General features: G+C 58.9%; 16 protein-coding genes. 2 read left to right on the forward strand and 14 right to left on the reverse strand.

Annotation, left to right across the window (positions count from 1 at the left end; all coding sequences use genetic code 11):
- Positions 1-378 precede the first annotated feature (378 nt).
- Positions 379-966: a BPSL1445 family SYLF domain-containing lipoprotein gene (locus CJU94_RS15570; RefSeq protein WP_095419450.1), complete on the forward strand. Its 588-nt coding sequence runs from the start codon at positions 379-381 to the stop codon at positions 964-966.
- 196 nt (positions 967-1162) lie between these two features.
- Here CJU94_RS15570 and CJU94_RS15575 read toward each other — a convergent pair whose 3' ends face one another.
- The 12 genes from CJU94_RS15575 to ppk2 all read right to left on the reverse strand — a co-directional run bounded on the left by CJU94_RS15575 (position 1163) and on the right by ppk2 (position 15881).
- Positions 1163-1561 carry an RT0821/Lpp0805 family surface protein gene (locus tag CJU94_RS15575; protein ID WP_095419451.1) on the reverse strand — a complete coding sequence of 133 codons (399 nt, stop codon included), beginning with the start codon at positions 1559-1561 and terminating at the stop codon, positions 1163-1165.
- 152 nt (positions 1562-1713) lie between these two features.
- Entirely contained in the window at positions 1714-2394 is a 681-nt protein-coding gene (locus CJU94_RS15580; RefSeq protein WP_341868346.1) for a PqiC family protein, read from the reverse strand.
- Complete coding sequence (locus tag CJU94_RS15585; RefSeq protein ID WP_095419453.1) at positions 2391-4010, reverse strand: PqiB family protein; 1620 nt, start codon at positions 4008-4010, stop codon at positions 2391-2393. Before CJU94_RS15585 ends, CJU94_RS15580 begins: the two co-directional genes overlap by 4 nt.
- Positions 3994-5277 (reverse strand): paraquat-inducible protein A, encoded by a 1284-nt coding sequence (locus tag CJU94_RS15590; RefSeq protein WP_095419454.1) that lies wholly within the window; start codon positions 5275-5277, stop codon positions 3994-3996. The genes CJU94_RS15585 and CJU94_RS15590 overlap by 17 nt, the downstream gene beginning before the upstream one ends.
- Positions 5274-6803 carry an efflux transporter outer membrane subunit gene (locus CJU94_RS15595; protein ID WP_095419455.1) on the reverse strand — a complete coding sequence of 510 codons (1530 nt, stop codon included), beginning with the start codon at positions 6801-6803 and terminating at the stop codon, positions 5274-5276. The genes CJU94_RS15590 and CJU94_RS15595 overlap by 4 nt, the downstream gene beginning before the upstream one ends.
- A 1-nt stretch (position 6804) precedes the next feature.
- Positions 6805-10038 carry an efflux RND transporter permease subunit gene (locus CJU94_RS15600; protein ID WP_095420388.1) on the reverse strand — a complete coding sequence of 1078 codons (3234 nt, stop codon included), beginning with the start codon at positions 10036-10038 and terminating at the stop codon, positions 6805-6807.
- Between the two features lie 13 nt (positions 10039-10051).
- Entirely contained in the window at positions 10052-11479 is a 1428-nt protein-coding gene (locus tag CJU94_RS15605; protein ID WP_244220846.1) for an efflux RND transporter periplasmic adaptor subunit, read from the reverse strand.
- Between the two features lie 14 nt (positions 11480-11493).
- A complete protein-coding gene (locus CJU94_RS15610) occupies positions 11494-11886 on the reverse strand; it encodes a hypothetical protein (protein ID WP_095419456.1) in 393 nt (130 codons plus the stop codon).
- Between the two features lie 176 nt (positions 11887-12062).
- A complete protein-coding gene (locus CJU94_RS15615; protein ID WP_095419457.1) occupies positions 12063-12449 on the reverse strand; it encodes a response regulator transcription factor in 387 nt (128 codons plus the stop codon).
- A 149-nt stretch (positions 12450-12598) separates the two neighbouring features.
- A complete protein-coding gene (locus CJU94_RS15620) occupies positions 12599-13234 on the reverse strand; it encodes a response regulator transcription factor (protein WP_095419458.1) in 636 nt (211 codons plus the stop codon).
- Positions 13221-14354, reverse strand: a complete 1134-nt coding sequence (locus tag CJU94_RS15625) for a PAS domain-containing sensor histidine kinase (protein WP_244220847.1) — start codon at positions 14352-14354, stop codon at positions 13221-13223. The genes CJU94_RS15620 and CJU94_RS15625 overlap by 14 nt, the downstream gene beginning before the upstream one ends.
- Positions 14355-15059: 705 nt before the next feature.
- Positions 15060-15881, reverse strand: a complete 822-nt coding sequence (ppk2, locus tag CJU94_RS15630) for a polyphosphate kinase 2 (protein WP_095419460.1) — start codon at positions 15879-15881, stop codon at positions 15060-15062.
- Between the two features lie 465 nt (positions 15882-16346).
- Here ppk2 and CJU94_RS15635 point away from each other — a divergent pair, with 465 nt between their 5' ends.
- Positions 16347-16997: a hypothetical protein gene (locus tag CJU94_RS15635; protein ID WP_157763755.1), complete on the forward strand. Its 651-nt coding sequence runs from the start codon at positions 16347-16349 to the stop codon at positions 16995-16997.
- A 187-nt stretch (positions 16998-17184) separates the two neighbouring features.
- Here the strand turns inward: CJU94_RS15635 and CJU94_RS15640 are convergent, their stop codons facing one another.
- Positions 17185-17718 (reverse strand): sn-glycerol-3-phosphate transporter, encoded by a 534-nt coding sequence (locus CJU94_RS15640; RefSeq protein WP_095419462.1) that lies wholly within the window; start codon positions 17716-17718, stop codon positions 17185-17187.
- 760 nt (positions 17719-18478) lie between these two features.
- Positions 18479-19396 carry a hypothetical protein gene (locus tag CJU94_RS15645; protein WP_095420390.1) on the reverse strand — a complete coding sequence of 306 codons (918 nt, stop codon included), beginning with the start codon at positions 19394-19396 and terminating at the stop codon, positions 18479-18481.
- Positions 19397-19563 lie beyond the last annotated feature (167 nt).

The raw sequence follows: 19563 nt of genomic DNA on the forward strand, positions 1-19563 counted from the left end.
GAGTCCGTCTGGCCCGATACGGCGCATTCGGTCCGCAGCGGCTTCGAAGCTTGCCTGGCATTGTCTGAGCGTAACGCCCAATCACGACAAGGGGCATCGGACCTTGGTCCTAGATCCGGCAGGCCGCGGCACGACGCGGGCGCCTGTTCAGTAATAAGACCAAGGTCTGATTGCCGCGCTTTTTCGCTGTGACATCATGGATCCAGGAGAGAACTGGAAGTCGTCACAACGCGTAATAGTGAAGATTCCGGAAAACGTTTCGGTGAATCAGCATGCTCATAGTGAGGTAAGGGGCGGTATCGATTCCAATGAAATTGACGATCTGATTGAAGGCCCAGACACCGGGGACTCGCCTCGGAACCGAAACGGAGGACGATAATGAAACGAAGGAACTTCGTATTGAATACCGCAGCAATCGCTGCCGCCGCAGGCCTCGCGTTCGCGGGCTGCACCATGACATCAGGCAGCGGCAAGAGTCCCGAAACGGATGCCTCGAAGCGTCAGGCGATCGACGCGAGCGTCGACGGAACACTGTCGCGCCTTTACGCCACGGTGGGCGGCTCACATGAACTGGCGTCCAAAGCTCAAGGCATCCTGACTTTCCCGGCAGTCAAGAAAGTGGCCTTCATCGCGGGTGCCGAGTATGGTGAAGGCGCTTTGCGCGTACATGGCTCAACGGTCGGCTATTACAGCACCACGGCTGCTTCATTCGGCTTCCAGGCCGGCGCCGAGTCGACCGCGGTCATCTTCCTCTTTATGACGCAGGACGCTCTTGCCAAATTCTCGAGCTCCGCCGGCTGGTCGGTGGGCGGCGACGTGGCAGTCTCCGTGCTCAAGGTGGGCGCGAACGGCACCATCGACACGACATCAGCATCCTCGCAGGTCGTCGCCATTGTTTTAACCAATGCCGGTCTGATGGCGGATGCGTCGCTGGCTGGAACCAAGGTGACCAAGCTGAACCTCTGAAGCCGAGGTATCGCCCAACCCTGCGTCCCGGAGACTGCCTTACCGGCAGTCGTCACCGGACGCCAATCCACGCTCTACGGCCTGAAGGACTTTCCCGAGACCTGGCCTCGTTCCATCTATCGACAACCCAGCCGATAGCAGGTCAGGTGAAACAGCGCGTTGTCGGCATCGTCATGCCTGCGGCGTGGTTTTACGCTCACTGCTTCCGTATCTTCCACGGCCCATTGCCTTGTTTGCAGACGGTAGGCGTCCAGGTCTGCGTCTGTCCTTTCGCGATGGCGGTCAGCGTGGCCGATCTACAGGTCTTGTCACCGTCCTTCAATGTATCGCGTGGAGTGACCGTCCCGTGGATCGGCACTGCGTTGCCAGTGCCGCTGTTACTCCAGTTGCTCGACTCGCCATCTTTATTGCGGTCCAGCGCGATCTGCGCGGCGTCGTTCAGCGCCTTCTTGTCCGCGTCCTTCATGTAGCTAATCGGTGTGTCTTTCAGGAAATTCAGATTGCTGGCGAAGGTGACGCCTGCGCCAGCAAGCAGGACGGCACTCGTCAAAATCCGTGTGACACTGCGCGCGGTAAAGAAGGATTGAACTGGCATCGAAGCACCTATAAAGGTAGACGAATTCCAAACTGGGCGGCGCGCGGCGAGCGCTACGCATCACATAGATTACGTCAGCGCCGAAGAATCAGTGAAGCCGCCTGAGAAGAAAGGACTTCGGTCGCTCTATATCTTCTGCGGCCAGGTGTGCTCTATTGCTGGATCATCGTACCGACAGCCGCCGCAATATCAAGGCTGACCACGACAAGCGCGCGGTCCCAGGCCTTGGTCAGCTGCTCGAAGCCCGCACCGGCAACCGGCTCGCGAGCAATGGTTCGCCCCGTACGCATAGCCTGCTTTCCCGGCGGACGGATGACCCATTGCACATCCACCATGACGTCCTCGCCTGGTTGCGCGTCGAAGCGCATCACATCCAGCCTCACGTGCCATGTCGTCAGTGGATCGGCCGTACCCTCGAAAACCGTCACTTGCCGCGAATTCAGCAACGTACCAAGATCCGCTGCGATGACCCGCGCGATGTTGCCCTTCAGAGGCTGAGCCCAGCGAGCGAATTCGTTGATCGCCACTTCGTTGCCGGCCGCACGGGTCACGATTTGCGGGCGGTCCACCAGGTCCGGCACGGTAACCGGCCATATGACCAACGGAATGGCGTGAGACGTCTCCAACCCGGCGGGAGCCGCCTCGGGGCTCAACGTGTAGAAACTGGCAGGTGGCGACTTGCATCCTCCGAGCCCCCCCGCCACCAGGCCGGCCACGAGACACGCCGCGATACAACGGAGGGCAACGGCAAGACGGCATCCGCGCATTGGCATGGCGCTTTCAGGCCGAGCCCCGTGCCTTGCATTGCCGGCGCGATGTCGGTATCGAGTCATGGCTGCCCCCCGGACTTTCCGCGTACCAATGCCTCAGGATGCTGTGACAGATAATCCGCAAGCGTACGCAGTGCCGCGGACGTTCGGGCCAGCTCTCGCAAAGTCTCTTCTGTGGTCTGCTGCAAGGAGGATTCGGGTTGCAGCGCGGAGTTCGCCGAATCGAGCGCCGTTTGCGCAGAAGCCAAAGTATCGTGGGCGCGCGGAATGACATCCGCGTCGAGTTTCGAGAGCATCGAGTTCGTGGTTCGCAGGGTCGTGCGGGCATCGTTTCCGATCGCCTCGAACGGAATATTGTTGAGCTTGGTCAGCAACCGGGTAACCGAATCCTGCAGCGATTGCAGCGTGCGCGGCACTGCGGGCAACTCGGGTGGCGACCTGCTCCAGTCGATCTTTGCCTTTGGGGCGTCGGGAAAGTAGTCCATTGCCAGATAGAGTTGCCCGGTCAGCGGATTGCCGCTCCTTAACTGAAAGCGAAAACCATTTTCGACGAGGTAATTCGCGATTCCTTTTGGATCATCGCTGATCCGCCCGCCTGCTCGACCCGTCTGATAGCGGGAAGTAAAGCGTTCGGGATAGATCTGGATCTCGACGGGAATGCTGAAGCGCCGGTGTTCGGGATCGAATCGCGTATAGATCTGGGTCACCTCGCCAATCACTACGCCGCGAAAATCCACCGGCGCGCCAACCGTCAGGCCGCGTACGGAATCGATGAAGTTCACCACATACTTGTCGACAATGCGATCGTGCTGCTTCATCGCATCCGCGCGAGTCGCATACAGTTCGAATTGCGCATTGGCCGCCGCCGCAACCTGCTCGATCGAATCGGCGGGAGATTCAAATGCCACGCCGCCGATGATGATTGAAACGATCGACTGGGTCTCGACCCGCAACCCGTTGGTATCGAATGCCATATCCACTCCACTGGCGTGCCAGAAACGCGTGTCGCCCTTCACGAACCGGTCATAAGGGGCGTTCACAAATACCTTGAGCGTGACGCCTTTACCGTCCGGGTCCAACTGATACGAGGCAATCTGTCCGACCTGAAGCCTGCGGAAAAACACCGGCGAGCCGACATCCAGCGAGCCGAGCCCTGCGCTCTTTAACGTGAACTCCCGCCCGGGGATGTCACTGGCAAATACGGGGGGCACCTCCAGCCCGACAAAATCGGTACGGGGCTTCACCGCATTGCCGACATCCACGTCGATGTAAGACCCGGACAGAAGCGTGCCGAGTCCGGACACGGTGCCTCCGGAAATGCGCGGACGTACCACCCAGAAGCGCGTGTTGTCGACCAGAAGATTGGCCACGTCGCGCACCACCTCGGCCTTCGCCACGACGTGTTTGCGATCCGTCGACAGCGTGACAGCTTCGACGACCCCGATATCGACGTCCTTGAACTTGAGTTTCGTCTTACCCGCCTCCAGCCCTTCCCCCGTCTTGAAGCTGATGGTTATCTTTTCCCCGCGTTCCAGCACCGCCTTCGTGGCAAGCCATCCGCCGACCAGCAGTGCCACGATCGGGACCAGCCACACCAGCTGCATGCGCCAGCGCGAGCGCGGGACCACGTCCGCCTCGACAAGCTCACGCGTATCGGGTTTTTCACCAGGCGTGCTCATGATCCCGCTCCACAGCGTCCCAGATCAAACGCGGATCGAAAGACATCGCCGCGAACAGCGTCAGCACCACCACCGCGCCGAACGCAATAGACGCCGGACCTGCTTTGATCGTGGCGAGCGCCTTGAATTGAACCAACGCGACGAGCATGGTGATGACGTAGATGTCGAGCATCGACCAGCGTCCGATAAGCTCGATAGCGCGATAGATCTGGGTACGCTGTTCAGGCAGCCATCGCGAATGAAACTGGGTCGAGATTGCCAGATACGCGAGGCCAAGAACCTTCAGCATCGGCACGGCGATGCTTGCGATGAAGACCAGAACGGCAAGCAGCCAGGACCCCGATACCCACAGATACACCACGCCGCTCAGGATCGTGTCTTTCTGCGCGCCGAACAGCGAGCTCGTGTCCATCACCGGTAGAACGTTCGCCGGGATGTAGAGCACGGTGGCGGCGAGGAGATACGCCCACGTGCGCGTCAGACTAGCCGGCTTGCGCATGTGCAGCGACGCTTTGCAACGCGGGCAAAGCCGCGCGGCGGAACCCGTCGGGGCACCCACCAGCAGGCCGCAATCGTGACAAAGCGTCAGCCCGCAGGCTGCCGCTGTAATCGCACCAGTCGCCGGCGTACCTCGCGGCAGGCGTACGTGCCCACCCGGGTTTCGCGCTGCCGTCATGCGCGACCATACCTCTTGCGGATCGAACGACGCTGCGGCGGCGGCCAGTATGATCATGAGCACGATGAACGACCACAACGCCGTGCCTGGCACCACCTTCGCGATATGCGCCAGCTTGACGAGCGCAACCAGCAGCCCGAGGATCAGCACCTCGGTCATTCCCCACGGGCGTGCCCATTGAAATAGCCGGAATGCGCTTACCGGCCCCCACGGCACCCGCCTGAAATGCAGAGGCAGTAGAAGCCACAACATCGTCAGCGTCTGCAACACCGGCATGAAAATCGTCGTGATGCCCACCAGCGCCGCCAGCGGCCACATGCCATCCGAGTACAACACGCGCACGGATCCGGCGAGCGTCGTTTGAACCAGAGTGCCGTTCACCGACAGACCGACAATCGGAAACACGTTGGAGATAACGAGCAACACCACGGACGCCATCGTAAACGCCAAAGCGTATTCGGGACCATTGGAGCGGCCGCGACGCAGCTCCGCGTGGCAGCGATGGCAGCGCAACGTGCTGCCGGCTTTCACCTGCGTTCCACGCTGCAGCAGATCGCAGTCGTGGCACGCGATGATATCGTCGTCGATCATCGCGCCTCCTGTGCAGTTGGGCGCTCGGTTGACAGGACCTGCTGCGCGACCGGTTCAGCGCTCGGGGGGGAAGCCGGCACCGGCGAGGATGACGGAGCCGGTGCGGGAATCGACATCTTTTCGGCTTCCAGAACCCAACCGCCCCCCAAGGCTTTGTACAGATTGACAAACGAGGTGAAAACGGTCCCCTGTGTTTGCGTGTAACTGAGCTGAGCGTTAAAGAGACTGCGCTCGGCATCGAGCACTTCGATGTAGCTCGTATAACCGCCCTCGTAACGCAGGCGTGCCAGCCGCGCGTAAGTATGCAGCGCCTCCACCTGATTTCCCTGCGCCGCGAGTTGCTCGTGCGTTTTACGCACTGCGATGAGGGCGTCCTCAACCTCCTGGAAGGCCACCTGAATCGTTTTTTCGTATGTAAAGAGCGCTTCCTGTTGCCGGGCCTCGGCCTGATGCACCTGTCCTGAGATGTTGCCCGCCGTAAAGATCGGCTGGGTCAACGACCCCGCGAAAGACCACACTCGAGCGGGCCCGGTGAAGAGATTCGAAAACTGCGTGCTGAGAGAGCCGAATAGCCCCGTCAACGATATCGAAGGGAAATAGAGCGCGCGTGCGGCGCCTATCAACGCGTTCTGCGAGACGAGCACCTGCTCCGCCTGTAAAAGATCAGGACGGCGTTCCAGCAGCTCCGAAGGCAGACCCGCGGGAATCTGCGGCGTCCCCAATGCCGACAATTCCCGGCCTCGCAGAATCTGGCCAGGATTTCTGCCTATCAACACCGATAGCGCGTTCTCCTGCTGGCCTATCTGCGCTTCGATCTGCGGGATGGTCGCTTGCGCCGACTCATACTCCGACTGACTCTGCGCGAGCTCCATTTGCGAGACCTCACCCGCCTGGAATCGCGCCGTGAATACGCGTACCGATTCCGCCCGGCTCACTGCCGTGTCTTTCGCAATCTCCAGTTGCCGATCGAGGCTGCGCAAGTTGATGTACGAAGAGGCCACGGAAGCCACCAGTGCGAGGATGGTCGCGCGACGGCCCTCTTCGCTTGCCAGCAGGTTCGCCCGCGCCGCCTCGGTTTGCCGCCGATACTTGCCGAACAGATCGATTTCCCAAGCGACCGACAACGTCACGTCGAACTGGTTATAGACGGGGCTCACATTCGCCGGGAGCGGTACACCCGCGCTTTGTGACGCACGCTGACGTGAGGCGTCGGCGGCGGCGCCCACCTGCGGGAACAGGAAGGACCGGGTCGTCACGAACTGGCCACGGAACTCCTCGACGCGCGCGGCCGCCACCATCACATCACGGTTTTCCGCCAGTGCCGTGGCAATGAGCTGGTTCAGCACGGGATCCAGAAATTGCTCCCACCAGATCGTGTTGGCGACGTTCACCGACTCGTCCTGAGCAAAGCGGAACGTAGCGGGCACATCGACTTTCGGCCGCACGTAGTCGGGCCCGAGCAGGCAGCCACTCAAAGGAAGAAGCATGAGCGAGGCCAGCAGGCGCGTAAGAGCCAGGCGTTCCATGTCAGTCGCCCTCGCGCGGTGCCGAGGGCGCCGGGTGCGTCGAGCCTGGACCCGGCGTCGCATCCGGAGGCGTGACGGGAGCCGCCTTGCCGCCCCCCTGGTCCGGCGTCTGCTTGCCTCCGCGTGAGCGTGAGGACATCGACTCGAGCAGGTAATAGAACATGGGAATGAAGAACACGGCGAGCACCGTCGCGCCGAGCATCCCTCCGATCACCCCGGTGCCGATCGAGTGCCGGCTATTCGCCGAGGCGCCTCGCGCAATCGCAAGCGGCACGCAGCCGAGAATAAACGCCAGCGAGGTCATGACGATCGGACGCAGCCGTTCTTCCGCCGCTGTCATCGTGGCGTCGAGCACCGATGCGCCGGTGCCACGATTCAACACGGCGAACTCGAAGATCAGGATGGCGTTCTTGGCGGCCAACGCAACCAGCATCGTGAGACCGATCTGGAAGTACACGTCGTTGGTCAACCCGCGCAACAGAATAGCGAGCAACGCGCCGAAGAGGGCGAACGGCACCGCCATCAGCACGCCGATCGGCAAGGTCCATTTTTCGTACTGCGCCGCGAGGATCAAAAACACCATCACGAGGCCGAATACGAACACGAGCCCGGATGTGCCCCCCGATTGACGCTCCTCATACGCCTCGCCGCTCCATGCGACGTCATAGCCTGGCGGCATTTGCGTGGCGAGGTCTTCCAGCGCGGCGATGACCTGGCCTGAGCTGTAACCGGGGGCGGCATTCGCCGTGACCTTGATGGCGGGAAAGTTGTTGAACCGGGTGACGAGATCCGGGCCGGTCACGTACTGATAACTCGCGACCGACTTGATCGGCACCATCGTGCCGCTACGGCTGCGCGCAAAGATCTGGTCCAGATCTTCGGGCTTGAGGCGATACGAAGGCTCCGCCTGCAAGATAACTTGCCAGAGGCGGCTCGACCGGTTGAACTGCGACACGTACAGTGATCCGAACATCGTTTGCATCGCGCTGTAAACGTCCTCGACCGGGACGCCGAGGGTTTCCGACTTGTCGCGATCCACCTTCACCAGCAACTGCCTCGACGACGCGTTGAATGTGGAGGTCACCCCTGTGAGCTCCTGTCGCTGCTTCGCTTTCTGGACGAACTGGTCCGCCACTTCCGCCAGTTGGGCGACGGTTGCATCGCCTTTACTCTGGATCCACACTTCCGTACCGCCCGTGGTGCCCAGCCCCGGGATTGACGGCGGGTTGACCGGAATCACCACGCCCTCTTTCACCGTCGAAAATCCGCGGTAGGCGTCCACCAGAACGGCTTGTGCGTTCTGCGTCTTTCTGTTTTCCGAGGAATAGCGCTCCTCAAAGCTCTTGAAACCGACAAAGAACGCACTCGCATTATTCTTGTTCTGGTTATCCAGCAGACTGTAACCATCCACCACGGTAATGCTGCCCACCGCCCCCTGTTTCCTGAAATAATCGGTCACCTGCTGCGACACTTCACCGGTACGGTCGAGACTCGCCGAGTCAGGCATGATGACCGCGCCGAGCAGATACCCCTGATCTTCGGGCGGCAGGAAAGCCCCGGGGATAGACCTCATCATCACGACGGCCAGCGCGATCATGCCGGCAAAGAGTAAGAGTCCGATCACAAAGCGCTTGATCAACAATCTGACCGCACTCGCATATCCTGCCGTCATTCGCGCAAAGCCGTTTTCGAACCAGCGGAAAAAGCCCTTTTTCTCGCCATGCGAGCTCTTCAGCAGCAAAGCGGCGAGCGCGGGCGACAGCGTGAGCGCCACGATGCCGGAGATGACGACCGATATGGCGATCGTGATGGCGAACTGCTTGTACATCTGCCCGGTGATGCCACCGAGGAACGCCACCGGCACGAAGACCGCGCACAGCACCAGCACAATGGCGATGACCGGCCCCGACACTTCGTCCATCGCCTTCTTCGCAGCATCCTTCGGGTTTAACTTGTGCACCGTCATATTGCGCTCGACATTCTCGATGACGACGATCGCATCGTCCACGACAATCCCGATGGCCAGAACCATCCCGAACAGCGTGAGCATATTGATCGAGAAACCCAGCGGCAGCATGAACATGCACGTGCCCACGATGGAGACCGGGACCGCCACGATCGGGATCAACGTTGCGCGCAGACTTTGCAGGAAAATAAAGACGACGATCACCACCAGCACGAGTGCTTCAAAGAAGGTGTGCACGACGTCCGAGATGGACGCCCGGGTGAACTCCGTCGTGTCCATCGCAATTTCGTAGCTCAGCCCTTCCGGAAACGATTTCTTCAGCTCCAGAAGCGTCGCCCGCACCTGCTTGGACACCTCGAGCGCATTCGCGCCCGGCTGCTGGTACACCGCAATGACCGTCGCAGGCTTTCCCTGGAACCGGCTGCGAATCGAATAGTCTTTTTGCCCAAGGTCCGCGCGCCCGATGTCCTTTAGCCGGACAATCGCTGCTCCGCCGCTCGCCGCGCGCACGATGATGTTTTCGAACTGGGCCGGCTCGGCGAGGCGGCCTGTCGTGGTGACGGCAAAGGACTGTTCAACCGGGCGCCCGGTAGGCGATTGCCCGATGCTGCCCACGGCGAATTGCTGATTCTGGTTCGCCACGACCCGCTGAACGTCAGCCGCGGTGACCCCCAGTTGCGCCATCCGATCCGGCTTGAGCCAGATACGCATCGCATAGTCCGGATTGCCGAAGATACTCGACTGATTCGCGCCAGGAATGCGCTTGATTGCATCGAGCACATAGATGTTGGCAAAATTCGCGATGTATACCGAATCATAACGTTCGCTCGGCGAATAGATCGCGATCACCATCATGAACGCGGATGACTTCTTCTGCACCTGAATACCCTGCGCCTGGACCGACTGCGGCAATTGCGGCAGGGCGAGGTTCACGCGGTTTTGAACATCGACCTGAGCAAGCTCGGGGTTCGTGCCGATCTGAAAATAAGCATTGATCGTCAGGTTCCCCGTGGAGGAGCTGGACGAGTTCATATAGATCATATTGTCCGCGCCATTGACCTGCTGCTCGATGGGCGCGGCGACGTTATTCGCCACCACTTCGGCATTGGCTCCCGGATAGGTTGCTGAAATCGTGATTTGCGGCGGCGTGATGTCAGGATATTGCGCGACCGGAAGCGCAAGCATCGCCAACGCGCCGCCGAGCGTAATCACTATCGAGATAACCGACGCGAAAATCGGACGATCGATGCAGAAGTGCGAGACATTCATGTCGTTCATCCATTCACTGGGTGGCGTTGCTGGCGGTTCCGTCCGGCCCCGCATTGCGCCCTTCGGCCACGGGCTCTACCGCGGGGCTTGCTGCCGGACCAGAAGCCGAAGCCGCCGCACCCGCTGCTGCCGGCGCCGCTTTGACGATATTGAGCGGCATGTCGGCCACGACGCGCAAAGCGCCGTCCACCACAATGCGTTCACCCGGCTTCAGCCCGCCGGAGACGAACCAGTCGTCACCGTGCCAATCCCCTACTTCAACCACACGCTGGTGAGCTTTGGAGTCTTTATCGACGACCCACACGAAATGGCTCTTTGCCCCCTGCAATACGGACCGCTGAGGCACGAGGATCGCATTGGGGCGCGTTGCCCCGGATACGCGAGCTTTGACGAACTGGCCCGGGCGTAAAGTCCCCTTCGGATTGCTGAATACCGCTCTAACGAGAAAGGTTCCGGTTTCCGTGTTAAAGGCCGGGTTCGCAAAATCGATATGGCCTTTCTCGGAGAATAGGCCTCCGTCCGCCAGAATCAGCGTCACCACGAAATCGCTGTTGGCGGGAAACTTCAACCGCCCTGCGGCAATCTCGTCCCTATATCTCAACATTTCGTTTTCGGAAATGCTGAAGTTGACCCACATCGGGTCAAGTTGATATACATAGGTCAGAAGACCGCTGGTCGTCGCCGTGACGTAGCTTCCGTCCTGCTGTCGCGCGAAGCTGGACAGACCCGTCAGCGGGGATTTGATCGTCGTGTAGCTCAGATTGAGCTGGGCCGTCTCTACTTCTCCCTGTGCCGCTATCACGGCCGCGGCACTTTGTTTTTCGTTGCCTATCGCGTCGTCCAGATCCTTCTTGCTTAACGCGTTCTGCTCGGCAAGCGGACCCACCCGGCCGAGATTCGCTTTCGCGACCTGGTATCGCGCCTGCTGTTGAGCCAGTTGTCCTTTCGCTGTCTGCAGTGCGGCCTCGAAAGGCTTCTTGTCCATCAGGAACATAGTCTGGCCCGTTTTGACCACCTGCCCCTCTACGTACGCGCGTTTGTCGAGAAAGCCGTCGACCCGGGCCCGGATCTCCACTTCGCGCGAGCTTTGGGTCTGGGCCGTGAACTCGAAGTCGACAGGCGTATCCTGCTGTGCCACCGACACCACCGTCACTTCAGGTGGGCGCGCCGCCGGGGCCGCCGCCTGCTTCTTGCAACCAGGAAGCAGCGTGAGCGCCGCGAGGAAAAGCAACGGTAGTCCCGCGTGCCATAACCCGGTCCGGTACGTCCGGTGAGACGGAGCACCGCGACTATCGATCCATGGCTCTGCCGCGCTGAAGCCGGTATCGCAGATGAGATGCGCCAGGCGCCGCGCTTGCCCGCGTTTGAGAAGCCGGACCAGTGCGCCGCGAGAGCAGCACAGCTTGCTATACGGGGCAAAAGGAAGCGAAGCTGTTTTCATGGCACTATCCCTGATCAGGAGGGTGTGCAGTTGCCAAACAACACGATTGCATCGCCACTATTCGCGAGCATCAATGTCATTGACCCGTCGGTCGAATCGAGGATCAGGGTCCATGCGTATCCCATCTCGGTTCCCTCCATGACTATCTGGTCGGATTGTTTGTCGACTATGAGCATGGGTGTGGTATGGGCCGGACCGGTCACCTCTTTCTTTTTGAAGTCCAGAGTCAGGAATCGGGGCGCGCCGAGCTCCGCAGGCAACGAACGCTTACACGCGAGGCCAGGATCGCATGCATGCGCTTCGACGGTCGCGCAAACCAGCTTCTTGCTGCCATTGAAGTCGTCGGCGTAGACGTTGAGCGTGCAAAGCGCGAACGAGATCGCGGCGACTGTCGACTCGAGTTTCATTGCGTGTCCCCTTCAATAGCATCCCTGTCGGCCACGCGACGTCCTGCCCCAGGCTTGCGCAAAGGAAGCCAGTGGGAATCGCAACGTATGCTTCGACGCAATTCAGTTTGCTTGACGACCCTGCGCGAGACAATCGGACCTTAGTCTCATATCCAGCGACGGCTCAGGAATCGGCACTATTGCCCGGGACCACTGCCCAAGGCCAGTTCAACGGCTTTAATCAAGTCCGACCCGTTGAACGGTTTGCGCAGATAGGCGGTCGCGCCGGATGCGATGGCTCTCTCCCGCACGGTGATATCGTCATGAGCGGTGATGATGATGACGGGCAGAGCGCGCGGAGCAAGTTGCCGCTGGACCTCCAGCCCATTGATACCGGGCATCTGGATGTCCAGAATCACGCAGTCTGGAAAGAACGAGGGAATCGCCGACAACGCGTCGAGAAAATCTTCTCCGCTGACAAACGTTTCCGCTCCGATTCCGGCGGAGAGCAACAAACGTTTGATGGAACGACAAACCGACTCGTCGTCATCCACCACGGCGACTATTCGACTGGACTTGACCATTATGTGGACGCAATCGCGCGGGCGCTCCTGTGAGTGGTTCCCAGCAGGTTCATCCTAAAGACACATGAGCGATCGTGGTATAGGACTTTGGTCCACTAGATAACGCTGCACAAGAAATGATCAAGCGAGCTGCGCGCTCGCGGAGTCGGTCACCTGGAAGGCGATTGGTCATCGGCCGCGTGCACACCGGCCTTATCTGCGAGGCGAATGAGTTCGACGATCGATCTCGCCCTCATCTTCTCCATTACACGTCCGCGGTGAATCTTGATTGTCTTCTCAGCGGCCCCTAGATCGCTCGCAACCTGTTTGTTCAACCGCCCGGTCAGCACCAGCGCCATGACTTCCCGCTCACGGCGCGTGAGTTGATTGACACGCCCCACTAACTCCGCGTGTTCCCGCTGTGTCTCAAACTCCTTGCAGGCAAATTGCAGAGCTCGATCGACGGCGGCAAGCAGGACCGATTCACGAACCGGTTTAATCAGAAAATCCAGTGCGCCCGCCTTCATGGCATCGACACTCGACGTCACGTCGCCACGGCCGGTGAGAAAGACGATGGGAACCTGTCCATTCAGTCTGTGCTGTACGTCGAGCCCCGTCATTCCGGGCATCTGCAAATCAAGCAGGAGGCACGCGGGATAGCTCGACAGGTCCGCCCGATCGAAAAATACTTCAGCACTGTCGAAGGAATGCACGCAATAACCGGCGGCGCGAAGCAGCCGCGAGATTGCGCAGCGTACCTGCTCGTCGTCGTCCACAAGGAATACCCGGCTGTTAGGCTGACTCATGGTCGCTTGCTCCAGAAATTCCGCCGAATGTTTGAGGTGGTGGCAACGTTATGTGAAAGCACGCACCCGGGCCAACGTTCTTATCAGCCCACATGCAGCCACCATGAGCGTTGACGATGGTGCGGCTAATTGACAATCCCAAGCCCAATCCTTGGGGCTTTGTGGTGAAAAACGGCTGGAAAACCTTGTCGATATGATCCCCTGGTAGTCCGCTACCGCAGTCTTTCACCGTAATGTGCACGCCTGAGTCAGGCGCCCGGTGCACCGCCATCTCGACGAGACGCTCCTGTGCCGCGAGTCCCTTCACGGCGTCGAAGCCGTTCAGTAGCAGGTTAAGTAGGACTTGCTGCAACTGAACACGGTCACCTCGCACCATTGGCAACGCATCTTCGACATAAAAGGTCACATGCACGCCACGCACCATTGCGTCGCTGCGCACGAGCGCGGCCACATCTGCGACCACCGTTCCCAACTCCAACGGCTGCATTTCGATATTGCCGTTTCTCACCAGCGTCCTGATTCTCTGAATGACCTCACTCGCTCGACAGTCGTCAGAAACAATATCCTGTAACGCCTCGCGCAGTTCGCCGTTCTTGCTCGCCCCAAGGTTAACCAGCCTTTGCGCGGCCTCGGCATTACTCAGAATCGCAGTCAGCGGTTGATTCAACTCGTGAGCGAGGGAACCCGCAAGTTCACCTAACGACGAAACCCGTGCTAGATGAGCAAGTTCGTTCCGGTTCAATTCGAGCTCGCTGCAGTCGCTACGGTCAGATATAGCGACTATCTGAAATTCCCGATTACCGGATTTGCGCCGGACACTCCTGAATTCTGCTGGGAAGTCCCCGCCTCTGCGTCGCCTTGCGAGCAACTGTCGCACCTGCACCCTTTCCGAGCGTTCGTTGAATATGGACAGACAGTCAATTGCATCGTGTCTATCGTCTTCAACAGCCGGCGGAAACAGGGTCCTAACCGGTTCACCTATCATCTCGTCCCGGCTGCGTCCGAACATTTCAGCGGCGCAGCCGTTTGCGAAAGTGATCCGATTTTTCACGTCGACCGTCACGATAGGCACGGGCACCATTTCAAGCGCCTCTCGCAAAGACATGCTTTCACCAAGCATCGGACTCGCTGGCTGGGCGGGCACTCGAGGCCACGAAAGTGGCGGGATGAGCCGGTGTGACAGTTTGACTTTGCTGTCCGGAAAACCGGCCGCGGACGGGTTATGTTCTGAATGGGATGCAACGCGCGCCAAAGCGGGGATTAGGTCGCTTTTTGGCAACCGGGAAGGGGCCCGATCTCCCGGAAATGGAACCTCCATCGAAGAGCCAACTTCAACGCCAGAACGACTAGCTGCAAGTTGCCTGCGAGGCAAATACAAAGCAGTCAGGTTTACAGCAAGGCGAATGGCGAACTCCTTCACCTGCCCAAGTCGAGTCATTATCGATGTCTCCGCGCCATGTTCAGATTTTTTTTCGGGTCGATGCGACTGGTCTGCTCGCTTGACATATGTATCGAACCACGGGGACCAATCCATTACAACTTTGACTGCCGACCTCTGAACTTACTCTAGCGCATTTTCTTCCTCATTTTCTGATTTGAATCATCAATTCCGGACGAAATTACTGTTTTATTTTTTTACCTAACTCGATAACCATCACTGTCGCCGTCATTTAATTAAGAGAAACGAACATGACAATTTTTCGAGGAAATCCACCTTCAAATTATTCCGAAGCAGGCACGCAGCCATCTCCGTCCTTTTGCCGAAAACCTAGCTTCCTGCCGCCACATGGCGCCTAATAGCGAGATCACTAAGAATGCCACATTATCAGAATACCTCCGGTACATATCGGAACGGGTACGCAGGATCGACATATCCCTTTGGCTTCTGACGTGCCGGCAGCGAAATCCGTTTCCGCGGCAATTCTTGATATGGAATCGAGCTTAAAAGATGGCTAATGATATTCAACCGGGCCCGCTTCTTGTTATCGGAAAGCACGACAAACCAGGGCGAGCCTTCGGTATCCGTCGATGAAAACATCTCATCGCGTGCCCGCGAGTAGTCGTACCACCGGCGGTATGACTCAAGATCCATTGGTGAAAGCTTCCATATTTTTCGCTCATCATGTATGCGCGCTTCCAGCCTGCGTGTCTGCTCTTCTTCACTTACTTCCAGCCAATACTTAAGGAGGACGATTCCCGAGCTCACAATTGCCTTTTCGACGAGGGGAACTGCCCTCAGGAATGTTTGCGCCTGCTCCTCCGTGCAAAACTTCATCACGCGCTCCACTCCCGCGCGGTTATACCAACTCCGGTCAAAAAGTACGATTTCACCCGCCGCGGGCAAATGCGGAAGATATCGCTGGACGTACATCTGGGTTTTTTCTCGATCAGTGGGTGCCGGCAAGGCGACGACACGGAAGATCCGCGGGCTGACCCGTTCGGTGATGGCTTTGATCGCCCCCCCTTTGCCCGCCCCGTCTCTACCTTCAAAGATCACGCAAATCTTGGCTCCCGTTTGGACAACCCACTCTTGAAGCTTCACTAGTTCAACGTGCAACCGAGCGAGTTCCTTCAGGTAAGTCTTGTTGTCGATCTGCACCACCTTGGCGGCATCGGTGCTCTCCTGTTTTTCAAGTGTTCTTGACATTGCTCCCCCCTCGAAACGCGCGAAATCCGCGACATCACTTCACTATCGTACGCATATCACGGTGCGGCAATAGGACTTTCGGCCCATCCACGTCTGCATGGCCAGGTCGGACGTCCATGCCCCATTCCCGCCGGCGGAAGTCTGCGGTCTGCGAAAAACTTGGCCTCGATTCGTCCTCGGCTTCGTCAAGAGAATTGACGAGCCCTCGGCTTCGTCAAGAGAATTGACGAGCCTCAACAACTGGGCCCGTCTATGGACTAGCTTTCAATGGAGCAACCCGAGCGGAGCGCACGTCCGCCATTCGATGTCAACTTGCGGGACGTCAGATACCCGCACAGAAGCGGAGTCCGATCTTCCAGATGACCCTCTGACGCACGTTGCCGACAGCAGCGAACTTATCGTTCGCGCTTCACTTCCGTCGCCAGACCCAGCGCGCACCACCCCAATCGCAACGGTAGAAAATCCATGAAAAATATGAAGTTCAGGCGGCTCCTGGATCCGATAGATCGCACGTCTGAAATATTGTTCGGCATTATCATGGCCGTCACTATCGTCGGTACGGTCTCGCTCGCCTCGACTGCAAACGAGCAAGCGCGTGCCGCAACAAGGGCTGCGCTAGGCTGCAATCTCGCATGGGGCCTGGTCGATGCGGTCATGTACCTGCTAAGGTTAGTCACCGCGCGAACTCGCAATCGAGTGATCGCGTCACAGATCGCCTCAGCGGACTCTGAAGCAGGGTTCAAGCTTGTCAGTGACTCCCTGCCCGATTATGTCGCCGCGATCAGCGGACCAGAGGAAATTGCAGGCATGCGGCGCCGCTTGCTGACTTTGAATGTCACCAGGCTGCCACTTCTTCACGCGGAGGATTTCGCGGCGGCCACAGCGATCTTCCTGCTTGTCGTTATCGCGACCTTTCCGGTCGCGCTCCCATTTCTTGTCACGCAGAATACTCAAGTCGCTTTGGCTTCATCTCGGGGTATTGCCGTCGCAATGCTCTTTGCCCTAGGCGCGACACTCGGACGATACGCTGGCGTCGGAAAGCCTGCCTTCACTGGCGCATTGATGGCGATACTCGGCGTCGTGCTCATTGTGATCGTCATGGCGCTCGGCGGATGATCAAGCATTTGCCGGCTTCGTTTTAGCGCAATTCATGGTCTATCGCGGGACGTTTTCGCCTGCTTGACCATTGGCGGGGTCCACCCGCATGGACCGGCTCACGAGGAACTTGCCACACTGCGACGACGAACACGCATGTCCCGACGAGATTCAGGCGCGAACGGCGCGAGGATACCCAGAATAGCCTTCAGAACGCGATGCCTCCGGTGATCATAAGACCACTGGTCCACAGAAATTGCGTTTCAATCCGCACGGGCCCCAATCTATAACCGATGGCAGGGATGACGCCGGGAGCGAAGCCGCCAACGTTGATTGGCATCTTGTCTTTGTATTCGCCGGTGTAACCGTGAACGATACCACCCACCAGCTTCGCGTAAAAACCCGTGTCGGCGACGTTCCAGAGATATCCACCGTACACCGTCTGTGAAAACTGCCCGAACGAATTGATAAATGCCCCGCCTCCGATCAACCACCCGTCGCCTCGACGCCACTCTGCGACGACCAAAGGTGAATAAGGTATGTGGCCGGGATCGTAGTGGTAATGTGTGTTGTACAGGTTCGTTTGCAGAGTGATTTCGTCGCCGCATGCGAAACCGGCTGCAATTATCTGAGTAAGGAAAACGAGAGCGATTGCGCAAAGTTCCCGACTCGATCGACGGTCACTACTCACCTCGACTCTCCAATAGACGACGGCCTCAAGGGGCAAGGCCAGCAGCAACATGCGTTATTAGTTGTCCGTTATCTTCGACTGCGCCGGACGCGGGCAATCTGCCAGGAAACCTGGAGGAACTGAACACGCGCGCCACATTGCGTCTCTGCCCACGCTGTTTCCTCGTGTTATGCCTCCTCGCAGTCCGAGCTTCATTGCTATGGCAAGCCGCGAATCGAGAAAGCGCGTGCGTGGTCGCGACGCTCGCCACGAGCCCTTTCATATCTCACTAGAACATTCCGGACGAAGTCGCATCAGAACCGCTAGTGAAGTTTTAACCTCGGGCCCGACTTGGCGACTTCACCCGAGTTCATTCGACGTGGGTCTTACTGCCGGAAGCATTCAATGAGATCCGCTTGCGGTCCAGCGCCCACGACGATCGGCACCGGACGCACCTACGCCGTGGCACATCCGATTTCAGGCTACCTTACTGGGAAACCGTTAGATATAGGACTTTGGTCCGCCACGAGATCTGCGTCGTCAACGTGATGCGATTAATCCGATCTACAGCGTCGGTGAGTGCAATGCAGCATTGACGCATGATAAAAAGAACAGTCTCACGTTTTCGGCTGACTGAACTCGTAGCTGATATTCCATATCTGCAGCCAATCGCACAGGACGATAAAGTCATGCAATTGGCTAATGGCACTTTCAACGAAGTCCCCCCTTGCGCGTCTCTATCGGCACGCATGAGAGCGTGCCTACCAATAGCGACGTACCAGCTGCAAAGCTAGGCGACTCAGCATTACCGATGCAGGACCGATTGCGCCCACTAAAGCGCCCTGATGGCGGGATCGATATGCAATCCGGCCGGCAGCAACTCGCGCCGAAAATACCGCACCACCGAAAAAGCACGCTGCTCCGGCTTGCTGCCGGGGACTCGAGCAAAATTGAATTCGATATCGTGGCTACCTCGCGCGCCGTGGGGTTGCACCACGTTCATCAAATCGATGCGCAACCGTTTCTTCGTCAGGTAAATATGTGCGGAAGACTCTGACAGCACTTCGCAAACGCGTTCAAATTCGAGTTCGATCACCTCGGTGGGTGCGCTGAGCGCGGCGAGTTCGGCGGCATTCGCTTCTATCGCGGCGTGCAGACGCGCCAACTCGTCAGCACTGGCCTCGTCGCCGCCGCCAGCCACGGAGCGCATACCTACGCCTTGTGTCTGAAACAAAGCGAAGCGCTCCTGCAGTAGTTCGCGTCCACGCGACTGCAGTTCGCGACGGTCCGCCGCCAGCTTTGCCAAACCCTCCAGCGCCAGTTGCTCGACGAGCCGCCCGCCAATTTCCCGATGAAGGGCGGCCTCGCTGCCGGCGCATATTCGGACCTGATGGTCCCCGAAACAGATCGTGGTTTGCGCAACGTCGCGACGAATAGTTTCGCCCTCCATCGCGACGCCGAGCACGTGGCGTTCGGTCATCGCCATCCCGAGTACCGCATAGGCTTCCTCCAGATCAGGGTGCCGGTCGAAATATTCACGCAACGCCTCTGAGCGGCTGAACGCCGCCGTCAAGTCTTCGGGCGTTGCAAAGAATGCGCGCAGATAGGGATCGGAGGACCATGCGCCAACACTCGCCTCGTGCGCTGCGGGCAACGAGGCAAGGATTTTCGCCTCGTCACGCAGATAGGCGGCGACGGCGGACGCAAGGCGTTCACGGTAACGCCTTGCCATGCGCAACCGGGGGATCATCGTGACGATACGCTCGATCGTTGCGTCGATCCGCTGCTGCTGATCTTGCGTGGGGCGTTCGTCATCGCGATGCCATAGTCTGCTGAGTATGCTCATTGCCGCGCCTCCTGAAATATCGATTTACTCCCTGCGCCGCGTCACGACCTGCTCGCCGATGTTTCGATTCA

Source organism: Paraburkholderia aromaticivorans, assembly GCF_002278075.1.
Classification (GTDB): domain Bacteria; phylum Pseudomonadota; class Gammaproteobacteria; order Burkholderiales; family Burkholderiaceae; genus Paraburkholderia; species Paraburkholderia aromaticivorans.